At 67.3% G+C, this 15,455-nt stretch carries 12 protein-coding genes; 7 read left to right on the top strand and 5 right to left on the bottom strand.

All coding sequences use genetic code 11. The features are described 5' to 3' along the window. The first annotated feature begins 67 nt into the window (after positions 1-67). The 3 genes from ACZ42P_RS10500 to ACZ42P_RS10510 all read left to right on the top strand — a co-directional run bounded on the left by ACZ42P_RS10500 (position 68) and on the right by ACZ42P_RS10510 (position 3,676). Entirely contained in the window at positions 68-637 is a 570-nt protein-coding gene (locus ACZ42P_RS10500) for a ubiquinone biosynthesis accessory factor UbiJ (protein WP_464897490.1), read from the top strand. Beyond that, a complete protein-coding gene (ubiB, locus tag ACZ42P_RS10505; RefSeq protein WP_464897491.1) occupies positions 637-2,163 on the top strand; it encodes a ubiquinone biosynthesis regulatory protein kinase UbiB in 1,527 nt (508 codons plus the stop codon). The genes ACZ42P_RS10500 and ubiB overlap by 1 nt, the downstream gene beginning before the upstream one ends. 76 nt (positions 2,164-2,239) lie before the next feature. Next, on the top strand, positions 2,240-3,676 hold the full coding sequence (locus tag ACZ42P_RS10510; protein WP_464897492.1) for a high affinity choline transporter 1: 1,437 nt from the start codon (positions 2,240-2,242) through the stop codon (positions 3,674-3,676). A 10-nt stretch (positions 3,677-3,686) separates the two neighbouring features. Here the strand turns inward: ACZ42P_RS10510 and ACZ42P_RS10515 are convergent, their stop codons facing one another. After that, positions 3,687-4,124, bottom strand: a complete 438-nt coding sequence (locus ACZ42P_RS10515) for a GNAT family N-acetyltransferase (RefSeq protein ID WP_464897493.1) — start codon at positions 4,122-4,124, stop codon at positions 3,687-3,689. After that, on the bottom strand, positions 4,121-6,160 hold the full coding sequence (locus ACZ42P_RS10520) for a M3 family metallopeptidase (protein ID WP_464897494.1): 2,040 nt from the start codon (positions 6,158-6,160) through the stop codon (positions 4,121-4,123). Before ACZ42P_RS10520 ends, ACZ42P_RS10515 begins: the two co-directional genes overlap by 4 nt. A 66-nt stretch (positions 6,161-6,226) precedes the next feature. On the opposite strand from ACZ42P_RS10520, the gene ACZ42P_RS10525 reads away from it, so the two are divergent. After that, positions 6,227-6,760, top strand: coding sequence for a gamma carbonic anhydrase family protein (locus tag ACZ42P_RS10525; RefSeq protein WP_464897495.1), 534 nt, complete (start codon positions 6,227-6,229; stop codon positions 6,758-6,760). A 111-nt stretch (positions 6,761-6,871) separates the two neighbouring features. Then, positions 6,872-8,494 (top strand): tetratricopeptide repeat protein, encoded by a 1,623-nt coding sequence (locus ACZ42P_RS10530; RefSeq protein WP_464897496.1) that lies wholly within the window; start codon positions 6,872-6,874, stop codon positions 8,492-8,494. Between the two features lie 192 nt (positions 8,495-8,686). Here the strand turns inward: ACZ42P_RS10530 and mpl are convergent, their stop codons facing one another. Then, positions 8,687-10,039 (bottom strand): UDP-N-acetylmuramate:L-alanyl-gamma-D-glutamyl-meso-diaminopimelate ligase, encoded by a 1,353-nt coding sequence (mpl, locus tag ACZ42P_RS10535; protein ID WP_464897497.1) that lies wholly within the window; start codon positions 10,037-10,039, stop codon positions 8,687-8,689. A 161-nt stretch (positions 10,040-10,200) separates the two neighbouring features. Here mpl and ACZ42P_RS10540 point away from each other — a divergent pair, with 161 nt between their 5' ends. Next, positions 10,201-11,127, top strand: coding sequence for a CobW family GTP-binding protein (locus ACZ42P_RS10540; RefSeq protein WP_464897498.1), 927 nt, complete (start codon positions 10,201-10,203; stop codon positions 11,125-11,127). Here the strand turns inward: ACZ42P_RS10540 and ACZ42P_RS10545 are convergent. Next, complete coding sequence (locus ACZ42P_RS10545; protein WP_464897499.1) at positions 11,108-12,022, bottom strand: DUF1853 family protein; 915 nt, start codon at positions 12,020-12,022, stop codon at positions 11,108-11,110. The genes ACZ42P_RS10540 and ACZ42P_RS10545 overlap by 20 nt on opposite strands. A 76-nt stretch (positions 12,023-12,098) precedes the next feature. Between ACZ42P_RS10545 and ACZ42P_RS10550 the strand changes: the two genes are divergently transcribed. After that, entirely contained in the window at positions 12,099-13,562 is a 1,464-nt protein-coding gene (locus ACZ42P_RS10550) for a DegQ family serine endoprotease (protein WP_464897500.1), read from the top strand. Positions 13,563-13,616: 54 nt separating this feature from the next. On the opposite strand, the gene ACZ42P_RS10555 is transcribed toward ACZ42P_RS10550, so the two are convergent. Further along, positions 13,617-15,452, bottom strand: coding sequence for a TonB-dependent receptor domain-containing protein (locus tag ACZ42P_RS10555; protein WP_464897501.1), 1,836 nt, complete (start codon positions 15,450-15,452; stop codon positions 13,617-13,619). Between the last annotated feature and the right edge of the window lie 3 nt (positions 15,453-15,455).

A 15,455-nucleotide genomic window follows, 5' to 3' on the forward strand; every position in this document is an offset into this window, starting at 1 on the left:
ACTACTGGCAGCGCGTGGGCCGGGCAAAACGGCGCGTCCCGGCGCATCGCTAAGCCAAGATCCGTCCATGCAACTCGCCGTCTCCGCGCTCAATCATGTGCTGGCCCAGAATCCCGGCGCGCGCGAGCGCCTGGCGGCCTTTGCCGGCATGGCCTTCGCCCTGGATGGCTTTCCGCTGCCCCGCCTCGCCTTCACCATCGCAGAGGACGGCAGTGTGACCGATCCCCGTGGGCAGGCGCCGGACGCCGTGTTGAGTGCCACGCCGGATGCCCTGCTGCGGTTCCTGCTGGTCCGGCCCCGGGACCGCAGTCTCATCCGCATTCACGGCCATCACGCCTTCGGCGAGGCGGTGACCGAGGTGTTGATGGGACTGGAATGGGAGGCGGAGGAAGATCTCTCGCGCCTGTTCGGTGACGTGCTCGGCCATCGCCTGGCGGCCTTCGGCCGTGCCTTCTGGGGCTGGCGCATGCAGTCCGCGCAGAGCCTGGCCGGCGCGCTGGTGGAATTCCTCACCGAGGAACGGCCCCTGCTGGCCAAGCGCGCGGACCTGGAACGTTTCGCCGCGGAGGCAGCCGAGCTCGCCGCCGCCGTGGAGCGTCTCGAGGCCCGCATCGCCCGGCTCGGCGGGCGTGGCTGATGCACCTGCTGCGCCTCATCTACATCCTGCACATCGCGGTCCGCTACGGACTGGACGAATTCTTCCTGGCCCACGCCCGGCTTGCCTGGCTGCGTGGCCTGGTGCGCGCCGCCCTGTTCTGGCGCCGGCTGGCGGCGCCCCGTGCCGTGCGTCTGCGGCGCGCCCTGGAGGATCTGGGCCCGATCTTCGTGAAGTTCGGCCAGGTGCTGTCCACCCGGCGCGACCTGCTGCCGGACGACATCGCCGACGAACTGGCCAAACTCCAGGACCAGGTGCCGCCCTTCCCGCCGGAGCAGGTGGCGGCGGTGATCGAGCGCGTCTATGGCCGCCCCCACGACCAGGTGTTCCGCGAATTCGATCTGCTGCCCGTGGCCTCCGCCTCGGTGGCCCAGGTGCACTTCGCCCTGCTGCCGGACGGCCGCGAGGTGGCGGTGAAGATCCTGCGCCCGGGCATCCGGCGCGTGATCGAGAGGGATCTCGCCCTGCTCGACACCGCTGCCGGCCTGGTCGAGGTGCTGTTCGCGGACGGCAAGCGGCTGCGTCCCCGCGAGGTGGTGGCGGAATTCGCCCACCACCTGGACGAGGAGCTGGATCTCCTGCGCGAGGCCGCCAACGCCAGCCAGCTGCGGCGCAATTTCCAGGACCAGCGCCTGCTCATCGTGCCCGAGGTGTTCTGGGACTGGTGCCACAGCGAAGTGATGGTCATGGAACGCATCCATGGCATCCCGGTGTCCCACGTGGAACGCATGCGGGAGGCGGGCATCGACATTCCGGCCCTGGCGCGCCGGGGCGTGGAAATCTTCTTCACCCAGGTGTTCCGCGACGGTTTCTTCCATGCCGACATGCATCCGGGCAACATCTTCGTCGCGCCGGACGGACGCTACATCGGCGTGGATTTCGGCATCATGGGCACGCTCAACGAGCGCGACAAGCACTACCTCGCCCAGAACTTCCTCGCCTTTTTCAACCGCGACTACAAACAGGTGGCGCGCGCCCACCTGGAAGCCGGCTGGGTGCCGCCAGAGACACGCGAGGACCAGTTCGAGGCAGCCATACGTTCCGTGTGCGAGCCGGTGTTCGACCGTCCCATCAAGGAGATTTCCTTCGGCCGCTTCCTGCTGCGCCTGTTCCAGATCTCCCGCCGCTTCAACATGGAGATCCAGCCCCAGCTGGTGATGCTGCAGAAGACGCTGCTCAACGTGGAGGGGCTGGGGCGTCAGCTCGATCCGGATCTCGACCTGTGGACCACGGCCAAGCCCTTCCTGGAGCGCTGGATGAGCGAACAGGTGGGCTGGCGCGCCCTGGTGCGCCACCTGAGGGCGGAGGCCCCCCGCTGGGCGGCGCTGCTGCCGGCCCTGCCGCGCAGGCTAAACGAGGCCCTGACGCGCGATCCCCTGCCCGCACTGCAGCAGGGTTTCGCGCTGCTGCTGGCGGAAGAGAGGCGACGCAACCGCTGGCTGGCCGTGATCGCCGGGCTGCTGGCCGCCTTGCTGCTCTTGGCCCTCTGGCCGCTGGTGGCCGGCTGACACGGGTCGGCCCGGGCGTCTGCCCGGGCTATAATCCGCCGCGCGCCCGGCCACCGCGCAAAAAGGAAAACACGTCATGCTCATCGGTTTCGTCGTTCTCTACCTGGTGCTCTCCATCGGCATTGGCATCTACGCTGCCACCAAGGTGCACAATGCCCGGGATTACATCACCGCCGGGCAGTCCCTGCCCATGATCATCGTGGTGGCCATGGTGTTCGCCACCTGGTTCGGGGCGGAGACGGTGCTGGGCATTCCCGCCACCTTCATGAAGGAAAACCTGGGGGGTACGATTTCCGATCCCTTCGGCGCCTCCCTGGCCCTGATCCTGTTCGGGCTGCTGTTCGCCCGGCCCCTGTACCGGATGAAGCTGATCACCCTGGGGGACTTCTTCCGCAAGCGCTACAGCCGCCCCGTGGAGATCGTGATGGCCCTGGCCATTGCCGCCTCCTACCTGGGCTGGGTCTCGGCCCAGGTGGTGGCCCTGGGCCTGGTGTTCAACGTGCTCTCGGACGGCAGCATCACCCAGGCCCAGGGCATTCTGATTGGCGGCACCGTGGTGGCCCTCTATACTCTGTTCGGTGGCATGTGGTCGGTGGCGCTCACCACCTTCGTGCAGATGACGGTGATCGTGATCGGCCTGCTCTGGATCGCCCACCTGGTGGCCGACATGCCCCAGGTGGGCGGCGTCATGCCCGTGGTGGAACACGCGGCGGCGGCGGGCAAGTTCCAGTTCTGGCCGCCCCCGGAGTGGGGCGCTGTGATCACCTTTGTCGCCGGCCTGCTGACCATGGGGCTGGGCTCGGTGCCCCAGCAGGACGTGTTCCAGCGCGCCAATTCCTCCCGCAATGAATTCGTCGCGGTATGGGGCACGGTGATCGGCGGCGCGCTCTATCTCCTGTTCGCCGCGGTGCCCATTTATCTCACCTATGCCGCGTCCCTGGTGGACCCGGCCGCCGTCTCGACATTGCTGGAAACCGACGTGCAGAAGCTTCTGCCCACCTTCGTCAGAGACCACCTGCCGCTGGTTGCCCAGGTGGTGTTCTACGGAGCGCTCCTGTCCGTGATCATGTCCACCGCCTCCGGGACCCTGCTGGCGCCCGCGGTGACCATTTCCGAGAACATCATCAAGGAGCTCATGCCGGCACACCGCCTGAGCCAGAAGGCCCTGTTGCGTGTCACCCAGGGGGTGGTGGTGGCCTTCGCGGTATTGGTGATGGGCTATGCCCTGATGTCGGTGGAATCGGAGACACCCATCCACACCATGGTGGAGAATGCCTACAAGGTGACGCTGGCGGTGGCCTTCGTGCCCCTGGCGGCAGGTGTTTACTGGAAACGCGCCAACAATGCGGGCGCGCTGCTTTCCATCGTGCTGGGGTTTACCGTCTGGATCGGTGCGGAGCTTCGGCTGGCGGAGAGTTTCCCGCTGCCGCCGCAGTTTTTCGGGTTCTTTGCCAGTCTCGCCGGCATGATCGTCGGCTCGCTGCTGCCGGCCCGCCGCCACGGCAGCCACTGAACCGCTGCCGCTAGGGCAGGGGTCGCGTCATGCGGTAGTGGGGTATGCCGGCGTCCAGGAATTCTTCGCCTTCGCGCCGGAAGCCGAAGCGTTCATAGAAGGGCAGGGCCCGGGTCTGGGCGTTGAGGAAGGCGCTGGTGGCGCCCCTGGCGCGGGCTTCCTCGAGCAGCAGGCGCAGCATGGCGCTGCCCACGCCGCGCCCGCGCCAGGGGGCCAGCACCGCCATGCGCCCGATGTGGGCGACGGTGCCGTGGATGATAAGGCGCGCGGTGCCGATGGCGTCATCCCCCTCTGCAGTGGCCAGCGCGTGCAAAGCGGCCGCATCCCCGCCGTCCCATTCCAAGGCTTCCGGCACGCCCTGCTCCTCGATGAACACGGCGCGCCGCACACGGGCAAGCGCCGGCGCCGCCGCCTCCCAGCAAACCAGCCGGACGTTGAAGGCGTTCATGCGTTCTCGGGTTCCACCATCCCGGAGTGACGCAGCAGCGCGTCGATGGTGGGTTCGCGCCCGCGGAAGGCGACGAAGGATTCCAGCGCGCTGCGGGAGCCCCCCTGGCCGAGGATCTCGCTCCAGAAGCGGTGGCCCACTTCGGGATTGAGCACGCCGTTTTCCTCGAACAGGCTGTAGGCGTCGGCGGAGAGCACCTCTGCCCACTTGTAGCTGTAATAGCCCGCCGCATAACCGCCCGCGAAGATGTGGGAGAAGTTGTTGGGAAAGCGGTTGTAGGCGGGCGGGAAAACCACTGCCACCTGGCGCCGGATTTCGTCCAGCAGCGCAAGCGGCGTCTGCATGCCTTCCGGGTCGAAGTCGTAATGCAGATGCATGTCGAACAGGGCGAATTCGATCTGGCGCACGGTCTGCATGCCACTCTGGAAATTCTTTGCCGCCACCATCCTGTCGAACAGCGTCCGCGGCAGGGGCTCCCCCGTGTCCACGTGCCGCGTCATGGGCTCCACCACCTCCCACTCCCAGCAGAAGTTCTCCATGAACTGGGAGGGCAGTTCCACGGCATCCCACTCCACGCCGTTGATGCCGGACACGCCCAGCTCTTCCACCCGGGTGAGCAGGTGATGCAGCCCGTGGCCGAACTCGTGGAACAGGGTGATCACCTCGTCGTGGGTGAACAGGGCCGGCCTGCCCCCCACGGGCGCAGAGAAATTGCAGGTGAGATAGGCCACCGGCGTCTGGATGCCGGTAGCCTTGCGCCGGCGCGTGATGGCATCGTCCATCCAGGCACCGCCACGCTTGTTGTTGCGTGCATAGAGGTCGAGATAGAACTGGCCGACCAGCTGCCCGGTGTGGTCGGTGATGTTGAAGAAGCGCACGTCCGGGTGCCAAACGGGCGCGTGGGTTTCGTGGATCTTCAGTCCGTAGAGGGTTTCCACCAGCCGGAACATGCCGGGCAGCACCGTGGTCTCCGGGAAATACTGCTTCACCTCGTCATCGGAGAAGCCGTATTTTTCCTGGCGCAGTTTCTCCGAGTAGTAGGCGATGTCCCAGGCTTCCAGTTTTTCCATGCCGAAGCGCTCCCGCGCGAAGCGGCTGAGCTCGGCCAGATCGCGCTCGGCAAACGGCTTGGCGCGGCGGGCCAGCTCGTGCAGGAAATCCAGCACCTGCCGGGGCGTCTGGGCCATCTTGGTGGCCAGGGACAGTTCCGCGTAATTGGCGAAGCCCAGAAGCCGCGCGGCTTCCTTGCGCAATTTCAGGATGCGCGTGATGAGGGAGGTGTTGTCCCACTCGGGCGGACCGAATTCCGAAGCGCGCGTGACATAGGCGCGGTACATCTCCTCGCGCAGCGCCCGATTGTCCGCGTATTGCATCACAGGCAGCCACGAGGGGGCATGCAGCGTGAGCTTGTAGCCGGAACGCCCGTCGCGCTCGGCGGCTTCCCGCGCCGCCTGCAGCACGTCCGCCGGCAGACCGGCCAGTTCCGCCTCGTCTTCCACGTAGCGGGCGAAGGCATTGGTGGTATCGAGCAGGTTTTCCTCGAAGCGTGCCGAAAGCGAGGCCAGCTCTTCCTGGATGGCCTTGAAGCGCGCCTTCTGTTCGGCCGGCAGCTCGGCGCCGCCGAGACGGAAGTCGCGCAGCTCATTTTCGATGACCTTCCGGCGCGGCCGGCTCAGGCTGTCGTATTCGGGGCTTTCCCGCAGCGCCTTGAATTTCCGGTACAGGCCCAGGTTCTGGGACAGCTCCGCATAGTATTCCGTGATCCTGGGCAGGTTGGCGTTGTAGGCCTCGCGCAGCTCGGGCGTGTTCACCACGGCGTTGAGGTGGGACACCTGGCCCCAGGCGCGGGACAGGCGTTCGTTGCCATCCTCCAGCGGTTGCACGAAGCCCTCCCAGGTGGGCGGCGCAGGATCCGCCACCAGCCGTTCCACCAGCGTGCGGTTTTCCGCAAGGAGCGTGTCCACCGCGGGGGTCACGTGCTCCGGGCGGATCTTGTCGAACTGGGGCAGGCCGGAGAAATCCAGTAACGGGTTCATGGTTGTCTTCCTCGGGAATGGAACGGGCGATTATACTGTCCGCCCGGTTTGCGATTGGTTCCCGCCATGGCCCCGAACATTCTCCCCCATCACGGCGCCACGCCCGTGATTCCCTCCAGCTGCTATGTCCATCCCAGCGCCCAGATCATCGGCGAGGTCACCCTGGGCGAGCACGTGTCCGTCTGGCCGGGTGCGGTCATCCGCGGCGACGTCAATTACATCCGGATCGGCGCGGGCAGCAACATCCAGGACCTGGCCGTGCTGCACGTCTCCCACCGCAGCGAGTGGGATCCGGAGGGTGCGCCCCTGGTCATCGGTGCCCGGGTGACCGTCGGCCACAGCGTGATCCTCCACGGCTGCACCATCGGCGACGAATGCCTGATCGGCATGGGTTCCATCGTCATGGACAAGGCAGTGATCCAACCACGCGTCCTGCTGGGCGCGGGCAGTCTGGTGCCGGAAGGCAAGGTGCTGGAATCCGGCCATCTCTACCTGGGACGCCCCGCCAAGGCGCTGCGGCCGCTCACTGCGGAGGAGCTTGCCTACTTCGACTATTCCGCCCGCCATTACATGAGCCTCGCGCAAAGCTACCGGGGTTGAGGGCACACTTTCCCGACGTCCCTGCATGGCCAGGCGACCGCGCTGACCCGCAGACGCCCAGACATTCGACCGACAGCTAAATAAACCCGGGCTTTCGCCGCTAACAGCGGCATGACCGACTTTTCCGTCAAGCGCTTCCTGATCGTGGACGGCCAGGCCGGGATGCGTTCGTCCCTGCGCATCATCCTGAGCAGCTTTGGCGTGGTGTACGCGGAGATGGCCGCCAGTGCCAACGACGTGGTGCGCCGCCTGCAGACCAGGACCTACGACGTGATCCTGTGCGATTACTTCCTGGGCGAGGGCTCGGACGGTCAGCAGCTGCTGGAGCAGCTGCGCCACGGCAGGCTGATCGGGCTGCAGACGGTGTTCGTCATGATCACCGCCGAACGGGGCTACGAGCGCGTGGTGTCGGCGGTGGAGCTCGCCCCGGACGACTACCTCATCAAGCCCTTCACCGCCGAGACGCTGCGCCTGCGGCTGGAACGGGTGTTCGAGAAAAAGGCGGCCTTCGCCCCCATCCACGAACTGATCGAGGCGCAACGCATCGGCGAGGCCATCAGCGTCTGCAGCCGGGCGGTGGCGGCGGGCGGCCGGTACACCGTGGACCTGCTGCGCCTGCTGGCGGAACTGCACGTCACCCAGGGCGATTTTGCGCAGGCCGAGGGAATCTATCAGCAGGTGCTGGACATGCGCGCCATTCCCTGGGCACGCATGGGCCTGGCCCGGATGCTCCACGTGCAGGGCAAAAGCGAGGAGGCCGAGGCGCTGCTGGTGAGGGTGGTGGAGGAGGCGCCGGAATACATGGCGGCTCACGACCTGCTGGCGACGGTCTATGCGGCCAATGGCAAGAGCGGGCAGGCCCAGGCCGTTCTCGCGCGGGCGCTGGCTGCCTCGCCCTATACCCTCCACCGTCAGAAGCAGATGGGCGAGATCGCCCTCTGCAACGATGACCTGGAAACGGCCGAACGGGCCTTCAGCGCCGTGGTGGAACGGGGCCGCACGTCCTTTTTCCGCGCGCCGGAGGACTACGTCCGGCTCTCCCGCGTGCAGCTCAAGCGCGGCAGGGTGACGGAGGCGCTGGCGACGGCGCGCGATCTGCGCAGGCGTTTCGACGACACACCCCAGACCGAATTCGCCGCCGCCGTCATGGAAAGTCTCATCCACAGGGAAAGGGGAGACGCCGGGGCGGCCAATGAGGCTTTGGAAACGGCTCTGGATCTGCACCGGCGCGGTCTGGCGCAGCCGGGCGAGGACGCGGCGCTGGGGCTTGCCGAGGCCTGCCTGCGGGGCGGCCGCGAGCAGGAGGCACGGGACATCGTCGAGCATCTGGTGCGCAGCAACCATGACAGTGCCGCACTCATCGAAAAGGCCAAGCGTGTCTATGCCGACGCGGGACGGGCGGCAGAAGGCGCGACGCTGGTGGAGGGCAGCGTGCAGAGCATCATCCACCTCAACAACGAGGGCGTGCGGCGCGCCCAGCAGGGTGACCTGGAAGGTTCGGTGCGGCTGCTCACGGAGGCGGCGGAAAAACTGCCCAACAACCTGCAGATCGTGCTCAACGCCGCCCAGGCCCTGCTCGTGCTCATGGACCGCCAGGGTTACAGCGAAACCTTCATGGAAAGTGCCCGCCACTATCTGGAACTCGCCCGGGCGCGCGACCCCCACCACCCCAAGCTGCTGCGGGTGAACCGGCTCGCCCAGGACGTGGCGCGCAAATACGGCGTCGCCGCCTGAAGAGCCGCCCTGATTTTTCGGCGCGAAAGGTGTGGGCGGGTGCGTCCAAAAGCCTGCAGGCGCGGGCAGGAGGCCCCGTGGCAGCGGCCGGGACCGGCCGTGGGGCGCCGCTCACGCGCCTCCCGCGCTGTGGGAGCGGCTTCAGCCGCGATGGCCCTGATCCGATGACGCCCCAGGTCCCTGGCGCAGCACTCAGGCCGGGCCTGCCGACAGGCGAGCCAGCAGTTTGTCGTGCAGGCCGCCGAAGCTGCCGTTGCTCATGATCAGCACATGGTCGCCGGGACGGGCGGTGCGGGCGATGGCCTCCACCAGGGTATCGAGATCCCCGTGCACTTCGGCCTTTTCGCCCATGGAGGCGAACACGGCGCCGGCATCCCAGCCCAGGTTCGCGCCGTAGCAGAAGACGTGGTCGGCCTCGCGCAGGCTGTCCGGCAGGCGGTCCTTGAGCACCCCCATCTTCATGGTGTTGGAACGGGGCTCCAACACGGCGAGGATGCGGGCATTGCCCACCTTGCGGCGCAGGCCTGCAACGGTGGTGGCGATGGCGGTGGGATGGTGGGCGAAGTCGTCATAGACGGTGACGCTATTCACGACGCCACGCACTTCCAGCCTGCGCTTGACGTTGCGGAACCCCGACAGCGCCTCGATGGCCACCGCAGGCGGCACGCCGGCGTGGCGCGCGGCGGCGATGGCCGCCAGCGCATTCAGGCGGTTGTGCTCGCCCAGCAGCGCCCAGCGCACGCGTCCCTGCAGCTCACCGGCGAAGTGCACCTCGAAGCTGCTTTCCTCCGCCTCGCGGGCCTCCCACCCCTGGGCGATGCCGAAGCGTTCCACCGGTGTCCAGCAGCCCCGGGCGAGGATGCGTGCCACACTGTCCTCCCGACCGTTGGCGACGATGAGGCCCGTGCCGGGCACGGTGCGCACGCAGTGGTGGAATTGGGTCTCGATGGCCGCCAGGTCGGGGAAGATGTCGGCGTGGTCGAATTCCACGTTGTTGATGATCAGCGTGCGCGGCCGGTAGTGCACGAACTTGGAACGCTTGTCGAAGAAGGCCGTATCGTATTCGTCCGCTTCCACCACGAAGAAGGGCGAGTCCGTGAGGCGCGCCGAGACGCCAAAGTTTTCCGGCACGCCGCCCACCAGGAAGCCGGGATCGAGACGGCCGTATTCCAGCATCCACGCCAGCATGGAAGTAGTGGTGGTCTTGCCGTGGGTGCCGGCCACGGCAAGCACCCATTTGCCCTGCAGGATGTTCTCCAGCAGCCACTGGGGTCCCGAGACGTAGGGCAGGCCGCGGTCGAGGATGGCCTCCATGAGGGGATTGCCCCGTGTGACCACATTGCCGATCACGAACAGATCCGGCTTCAGCGCGATCTGGTCCGGGTCATAACCTTCGATGAGGCGGATGCCCTGGGCTTCGAGCTGGGTGCTCATGGGCGGATAGACGTTGGCGTCGCAGCCGGTGACGGTATGCCCGGCCTGGCGGGCGAGTACCGCGATGCCGCCCATGAAGGTGCCGCAGATGCCGAGGATGTGGATGTGCATGAATGTCCCGGGTGGATGGTTGCGGACCCGAAAAGGGCCTGCCCGCGGCGGGCCCGGGCCGCAACCGGATTTTTTCTGCGGCCCATGCACCGGGCAGAGGCGCCGCCGGCGCGCTGACAGGTTTTCGGGAATGGCGCACTATAGCGAATTTCCGGCCGAACATGAAAATCCCCACCAACCTGATCACCGGCTTTCTCGGCGTGGGCAAGACCACTGCCATTCTGGATCTGCTCGCACGCAGGCAGGGGCCGGGACGCTGGGCCGTGCTGGTGAACGAATTCGGCCAGGTGGGCCTGGACGGCGCGCGCTTCGAGGCCGAGGGTGTGGTGGTGCGGGAAGTGGCCGGCGGCTGCATCTGCTGTGCCGCCCAGCTGCCCATGAGGGTGGCCGTCACGCGGCTTTTGCGTGAGGTGCGCCCGGCGCGGCTCATCATCGAGCCCACCGGCGTGGGCCATCCTGCGGGCATCATCGATGCCCTGCGCGATGTCTGGCTGGCGCCCCACATCGAGTTGCGCAGCATCATCACCCTGGTGGATCCACACCAGTTCGCCGATACCCGCTTCCAGGCACTCGATACCTATCGCGACCAGCTCGCGCTGGCGGACGTGCTGGTGGGCAATCGCTGCGATCTCGCCACGCCCGGTGAAGTAGAGGCCTTCCTCACCGCGGCCCGGGCCTGCTATCCACCCAAGCTGCACGTGGCCCTGACCGAGCAGGGCCGCCTCGATCCCGCGTGGCTCGATCTCGGCCACGACGACAGGCGTCCGACACCCGCTTCACACCACGCCGACGCGGGCCGTTTCGTGTCGCGCGGCTGGCGCTTCGGGCCGGAGGTGGTGTTCGAGGGGACGCGGCTTGCCGCGTGGTTCGCGGCACTCGCCACGGATGCCCGCATCCTGCGCGCCAAGGGGGTGCTGCGCGTGGGTCATGACTGGCAACACTACGAACTCGCGGGCGGGCAGCTCGCGGCGGCGCCCATTGCCTGGCGTCGGGACAGCCGGGTGGAAGTGGTGGCCGAACTCCCCGGGCCCGACTGGGAGACCCTCGAGGCCGGCCTGCGGGAGGCGGTCAGGGCCAGTCCGGGCTGACCACGAAACCGCGGCTGTCTTCGCGCCACAGGCCGTCGCCGGCCGGCGCGAGCCGTGCCAGCAGAAGCGGTGTGCGGGCACGGGCGAAATGAGTGGCGAGGACTTGTTCCAGGCGGCCGGTCTCGAACAGGGTGCGCTCGCCTTCCTGCCCCAGCGCCGGTGCCAGCCACGCCAGCCGCGGCAGCACCTTCCAGCGGTACTCGCCGGAGCCGCCGGCCGGCAGCTCCGCCGTTCCGTGGCGCAGCCACCAGCCGCTGGGGGCGGCCTCCGACACACCCGCCAGCTGCGGCCGCGGCGCCCCCAGGGGATAGAAGAGCCACCCCTTCACCAGCGCCTGGGCCCGCGGGAGTCGGCCCCCCAGCGCCGCGCGCCCCGCCGGCGTGCGGGACAACAGGAGCTGATGGCCAAACAGATGATCGAGCTTGGCCGCCAGCCGGTCGCCGGGATCGGGGCCCACGAAACCTGCAAGTCCCGCCCCGGGTTCCGTCAGGAGGTAGAACTTCACCGCCACTTCCCAGTGGACGAGTCCGCCCAGCTCGCTGTGTTCGAAAACGAAATCGTATTCACCCAGCGTCCGGCCTGCGTCCTCTACCGTGAGCCCCCTGCGCAGCGCCTGCGCACCGGCGTGGCTGAGCCAGAAGGCCACCAGGCGCTCGAAATATTCGCCGAGCCGGTGGGTGTGCTGGGCTTCGAGCCAGGCAACAAGCGGCGCGGGATCGTGCTCCAGCGCCTGCACGAGGTCTGCGAGGCGGGCCGCCTGGGCAGCGCAGAAGGCATCGGGCACCACGGCGCCAGCCGCCGGATGATCGGGCGCGATGAGTCCGGGCGAGGCAATGGACCAGGCCAGATCCCGTACTGCAGGGTGGCGGGCTTCCAGAGCCGCGAAGGCCGTCATGGGGAGTAAACTTTTGCGCGGGCCGGCTGTCTTTGCGTGGCCGGCAAGACAAATCATAGCGCAAGGAGTGTTTCCCATGTCCCGATGGCTTACCCGGGCGGCTGCTTTGTTGGCCGTCGTGTTTCCTCTCGCTGCCTGTTCCCAGCCCAATGCCTCCGGCACTGCGGCGCCCCGCACCGAATCTGCTCCGGCCGCCGCGCCGGCCTCCGGCGCGGTGGTGGCCCTGCCCGATTTCAGCGCCCTGGTGGAAAAGGAGGGGCCGGCGGTGGTCAACATCAGCACCACGCAGAAAATCCGTGGCCGGGCGTTCCCGGGCTTCCCCGGCCTGGATCCGGACGATCCCTTCTATGACTTCTTCCGCCGCTTCATGCCCCCCATGCCCAACGGGCCCCAGGAATTCGAGACCCATTCCCTGGGTTCCGGCTTCATCATCAGCCCCGACGGCTACATCCTCACCAATGCCCATGTGGTGGACAACGCCACCGAGGTCGTGGTGAAGCTCACGGACAAACGCACCTTCAAGGCCAAGATCGTGGGCAAGGATCGCCGGACCGACGTGGCGCTGCTCAAGATCGACGCCAAGAATCTGCCCACCGTGCCCATCGGTGATCCCAACAAGTTGAAGGTGGGTGAATGGGTGGTGGCGATCGGCTCGCCCTACGGCTTCGAGAACAGCGTGACCGCGGGCATCGTCAGCGCCAAGGGACGCAACCTGCCGGGCGACGGCTACGTGCCCTTCATCCAGACCGACGTGGCGGTGAACCCGGGGAACTCCGGCGGCCCCCTGTTCAACATGCGCGGCGAAGTGGTGGGCATCAACGCCCAGATCTACAGCCGTACCGGCGGCTACATGGGCCTGTCCTTCGCCATTCCCATCGACGTGGCCATGGATGTGGCCAACCAGTTGAAGGGGACCGGCAAGGTGTCGCGCGGCAAGCTGGGGGTGGTGATCCAGGAAGTCACGCCGGATCTCGCCGCTTCCTTCGGTCTCAAGGAGGCCAAGGGGGCCGTGGTGAGCCAGGTGGAGCCGGGCAGCGCCGCGGAGAAGGCAGGCATCCAGCCGGGCGATGTCATCCTCAAATTCGACGGCAAGGAGGTGGCGGATTCGGCCACCCTGCCGCGCATGGTGGGCGCGGTCAAGCCGGGCACCCGGGTCAAGGTGGAAGTGTGGCGCGACAGGCGGGTGAAGGAGCTCACACTCACCTTGGGTGAGTGGGATGAAAGCAGCGCCGCCGCCGAGGAAAGTGCGGACCAGGGCGAGAAAACGGGCCGCCTGGGCGTGGCGGTGACCAACCTCAGCGCCCAGCAGAAGGCGCGGCTCAAGGTGAGCCACGGCGTGCTGGTGCAGAGTGTATCGGGCCCGGCGGAACGCGCCGGCGTGCAGCCGGGGGATGTGATCCTCGCCGTCAACAGCGAGCCCGTGCGCGACGTGGACCATTTCGCAAAACTCATGAAGCAGAACGAGGGGGCGAAGGTGCTCGCGCTGCTGCTGCAGCGGGGCGATCGCCGCCTGTTCGTCCCGGTGCGGGTGGGCGACTGAGTCCTCCCGAGAGGGAAAAAAGCCCGCCGCAAGGCGGGCTTTTTTCGACCCGGTTTAGCGTGGCGTGTAGCGCAGTTGCACGAAGACCGTGGAGGGGCGGGCGGGATAACCCTTGGCCAGTTCGTATTCCCGGTCGAACACATTGTCCCACCGGGCCGTCAGCGCGACTTCCCGGTTGACTGCATAGGTCGCGTGCAGATTGAGGAAACCGTAGCCCGGCAGGCGGCTTCCTGGCGGCTCGTTCACCGAATCGAAACGGTTGCCGCTGGCCGCCACCTCGCCGCCCACCTGCCAGGGCCCGGATTGCCAGTCGAGCCCCAGGCTGCCGTAGTACTCCGCCCGTCGCGGCAGCCGGCGGTTGGTCGCGGTGTTCACTGCTTCCTGCATCGTGGCACGGGCGCTCGCGCGCCATTGCGCGGACAGGGGCAGGCTGGCAGCCAGCTCCACTCCCTGGGTCCTGGCGCGGGCGATGTTCACCGGGCAGCCCCATGGGCAGGTGGGTTTGGTCGCCATCCAGTCAAAGGCGATGAGATCGCGGATACGGTTGGAAAATCCCGTGAGCGAAACATCGCGGCCTGCCTCCGCGTAGCGCAGGCTCAGCTCGCCTCCCACCGACTTCTCCGGCTTGAGATCCGGGTTGGCAAAGTTGGGGTAATACAACTGATCGAAGGTCGGCGCGCGGAAGGCCGTGGCCACGTTCGCGCTCACCCGCCAGGCGGGCGCGAGCTGATAGCCGTAGCCCACCCCGCCGGTCGTATGACCGCCGAACTGGCTGTTGTCGTCGTGGCGCAGGGAGAGTTGCACGCCATGGCGGCCTGTGTCGAGGCGATAGATGCCGAAGGCGGAAGTCACGTGACGGCTGGTGCGGTCATAGGCCGTCGTGCTGGTCAGCTTCTGGGCCAGGTACTCGATGCCGGCGGTGAGACGGCCGCCGTGACCGAGCCCGATGTCGTTTTGCCAGGTGAACTGATCCTGGGTGGATTTCACCGGCGCGTAGTTGACATTGACCCAGCGGTAGTCGTCCACGCCCCGGGCAATACGCACCAGACTTTCCCAGTCGTCCGTGAGGCGATTGCGGCTCACGGCCGCCACACTTTGCAACTGCTCTTTCTTGACCGGATCCCCGGGCATACCGGCATCGAAGTGGACCACCCCGTCCGTGGCGAACAGGGCAAGTCCCAGGCTGTTGCGCGCATCCAATTCATGGGTTAGGGCGGCGCTCACGGAGGTATTGCGGTAGGGGTCCCGGTCCGGATTGAAGGTCCAGGCGCCGGCCCGCGCATTGGTGGCGGAGGGGGCATCGATGGTTTCGTGGCTCACCCGCAGATCGAGCTGGGTGGTATTCCAGCGCCGCCACAGGCCGAGGCTTGCCCGGCCCGCGTGGTCGCTGCCCAGTCCCACGCTGGCGTCGAAGCCGGAGCCCGAGGGGCGGCGCGTGAAGATCTGGACGACGCCACCGATGGCGTCGGCGCCGTACAGGCTGCTGCCGGGGCCGCGCAGGATCTCGATGCGCTCGATCTGCGCAAGCGGAATGTGTTCCAGCGCGGTGGTGCCGGCCGTGATGTTGTCCATGCGTACGCCATCCACCAGCACCACCGTGTGATTGCTGTTGGCGCCGCGAATGAACACCGACGCGGTCTGGCCCGGCCCGCCATTGGTGGCGATTTCCACGCCACCTCTAGTCTGCAGCAGCTCCGGCAGCGTCTGCTGGCCTGCGCGCAGGATCTCGTCGCGGGTGATGACCGTGGTGCTTTGCAGCGTCTGGGCGAGGGGCTGGGCATGGCGCGCCGGCGTGACCACGATGGTACCGAGATCGAAGCTCGCGACATCCTCGCCAAAGGCCGGCGTAAAGGCACAGGCGAGGGCGCCTGCAATGAGGGTCTTTTTCATGAT

Source organism: Thiobacter subterraneus (assembly GCF_055379455.1).

Excerpts from the sequence above, each read along its gene's own strand:
- ACZ42P_RS10500 (WP_464897490.1), top strand. The coding sequence starts at position 68 with ATGCAACTCGCCGTCTCCGCGCTCAATCATGTGCTGGCCCAGAATCCC.
- ubiB (WP_464897491.1), top strand. The coding sequence starts at position 637 with ATGCACCTGCTGCGCCTCATCTACATCCTGCACATCGCGGTCCGCTAC.
- ACZ42P_RS10510 (WP_464897492.1), top strand. The coding sequence starts at position 2,240 with ATGCTCATCGGTTTCGTCGTTCTCTACCTGGTGCTCTCCATCGGCATT.
- ACZ42P_RS10515 (WP_464897493.1), bottom strand. The coding sequence starts at position 4,124 with ATGAACGCCTTCAACGTCCGGCTGGTTTGCTGGGAGGCGGCGGCGCCG.
- ACZ42P_RS10520 (WP_464897494.1), bottom strand. The coding sequence starts at position 6,160 with ATGAACCCGTTACTGGATTTCTCCGGCCTGCCCCAGTTCGACAAGATC.
- ACZ42P_RS10525 (WP_464897495.1), top strand. The coding sequence starts at position 6,227 with ATGGCCCCGAACATTCTCCCCCATCACGGCGCCACGCCCGTGATTCCC.
- ACZ42P_RS10530 (WP_464897496.1), top strand. The coding sequence starts at position 6,872 with ATGACCGACTTTTCCGTCAAGCGCTTCCTGATCGTGGACGGCCAGGCC.
- mpl (WP_464897497.1), bottom strand. The coding sequence starts at position 10,039 with ATGCACATCCACATCCTCGGCATCTGCGGCACCTTCATGGGCGGCATC.
- ACZ42P_RS10540 (WP_464897498.1), top strand. The coding sequence starts at position 10,201 with ATGAAAATCCCCACCAACCTGATCACCGGCTTTCTCGGCGTGGGCAAG.
- ACZ42P_RS10545 (WP_464897499.1), bottom strand. The coding sequence starts at position 12,022 with ATGACGGCCTTCGCGGCTCTGGAAGCCCGCCACCCTGCAGTACGGGAT.
- ACZ42P_RS10550 (WP_464897500.1), top strand. The coding sequence starts at position 12,099 with ATGTCCCGATGGCTTACCCGGGCGGCTGCTTTGTTGGCCGTCGTGTTT.
- ACZ42P_RS10555 (WP_464897501.1), bottom strand. The coding sequence starts at position 15,452 with ATGAAAAAGACCCTCATTGCAGGCGCCCTCGCCTGTGCCTTTACGCCG.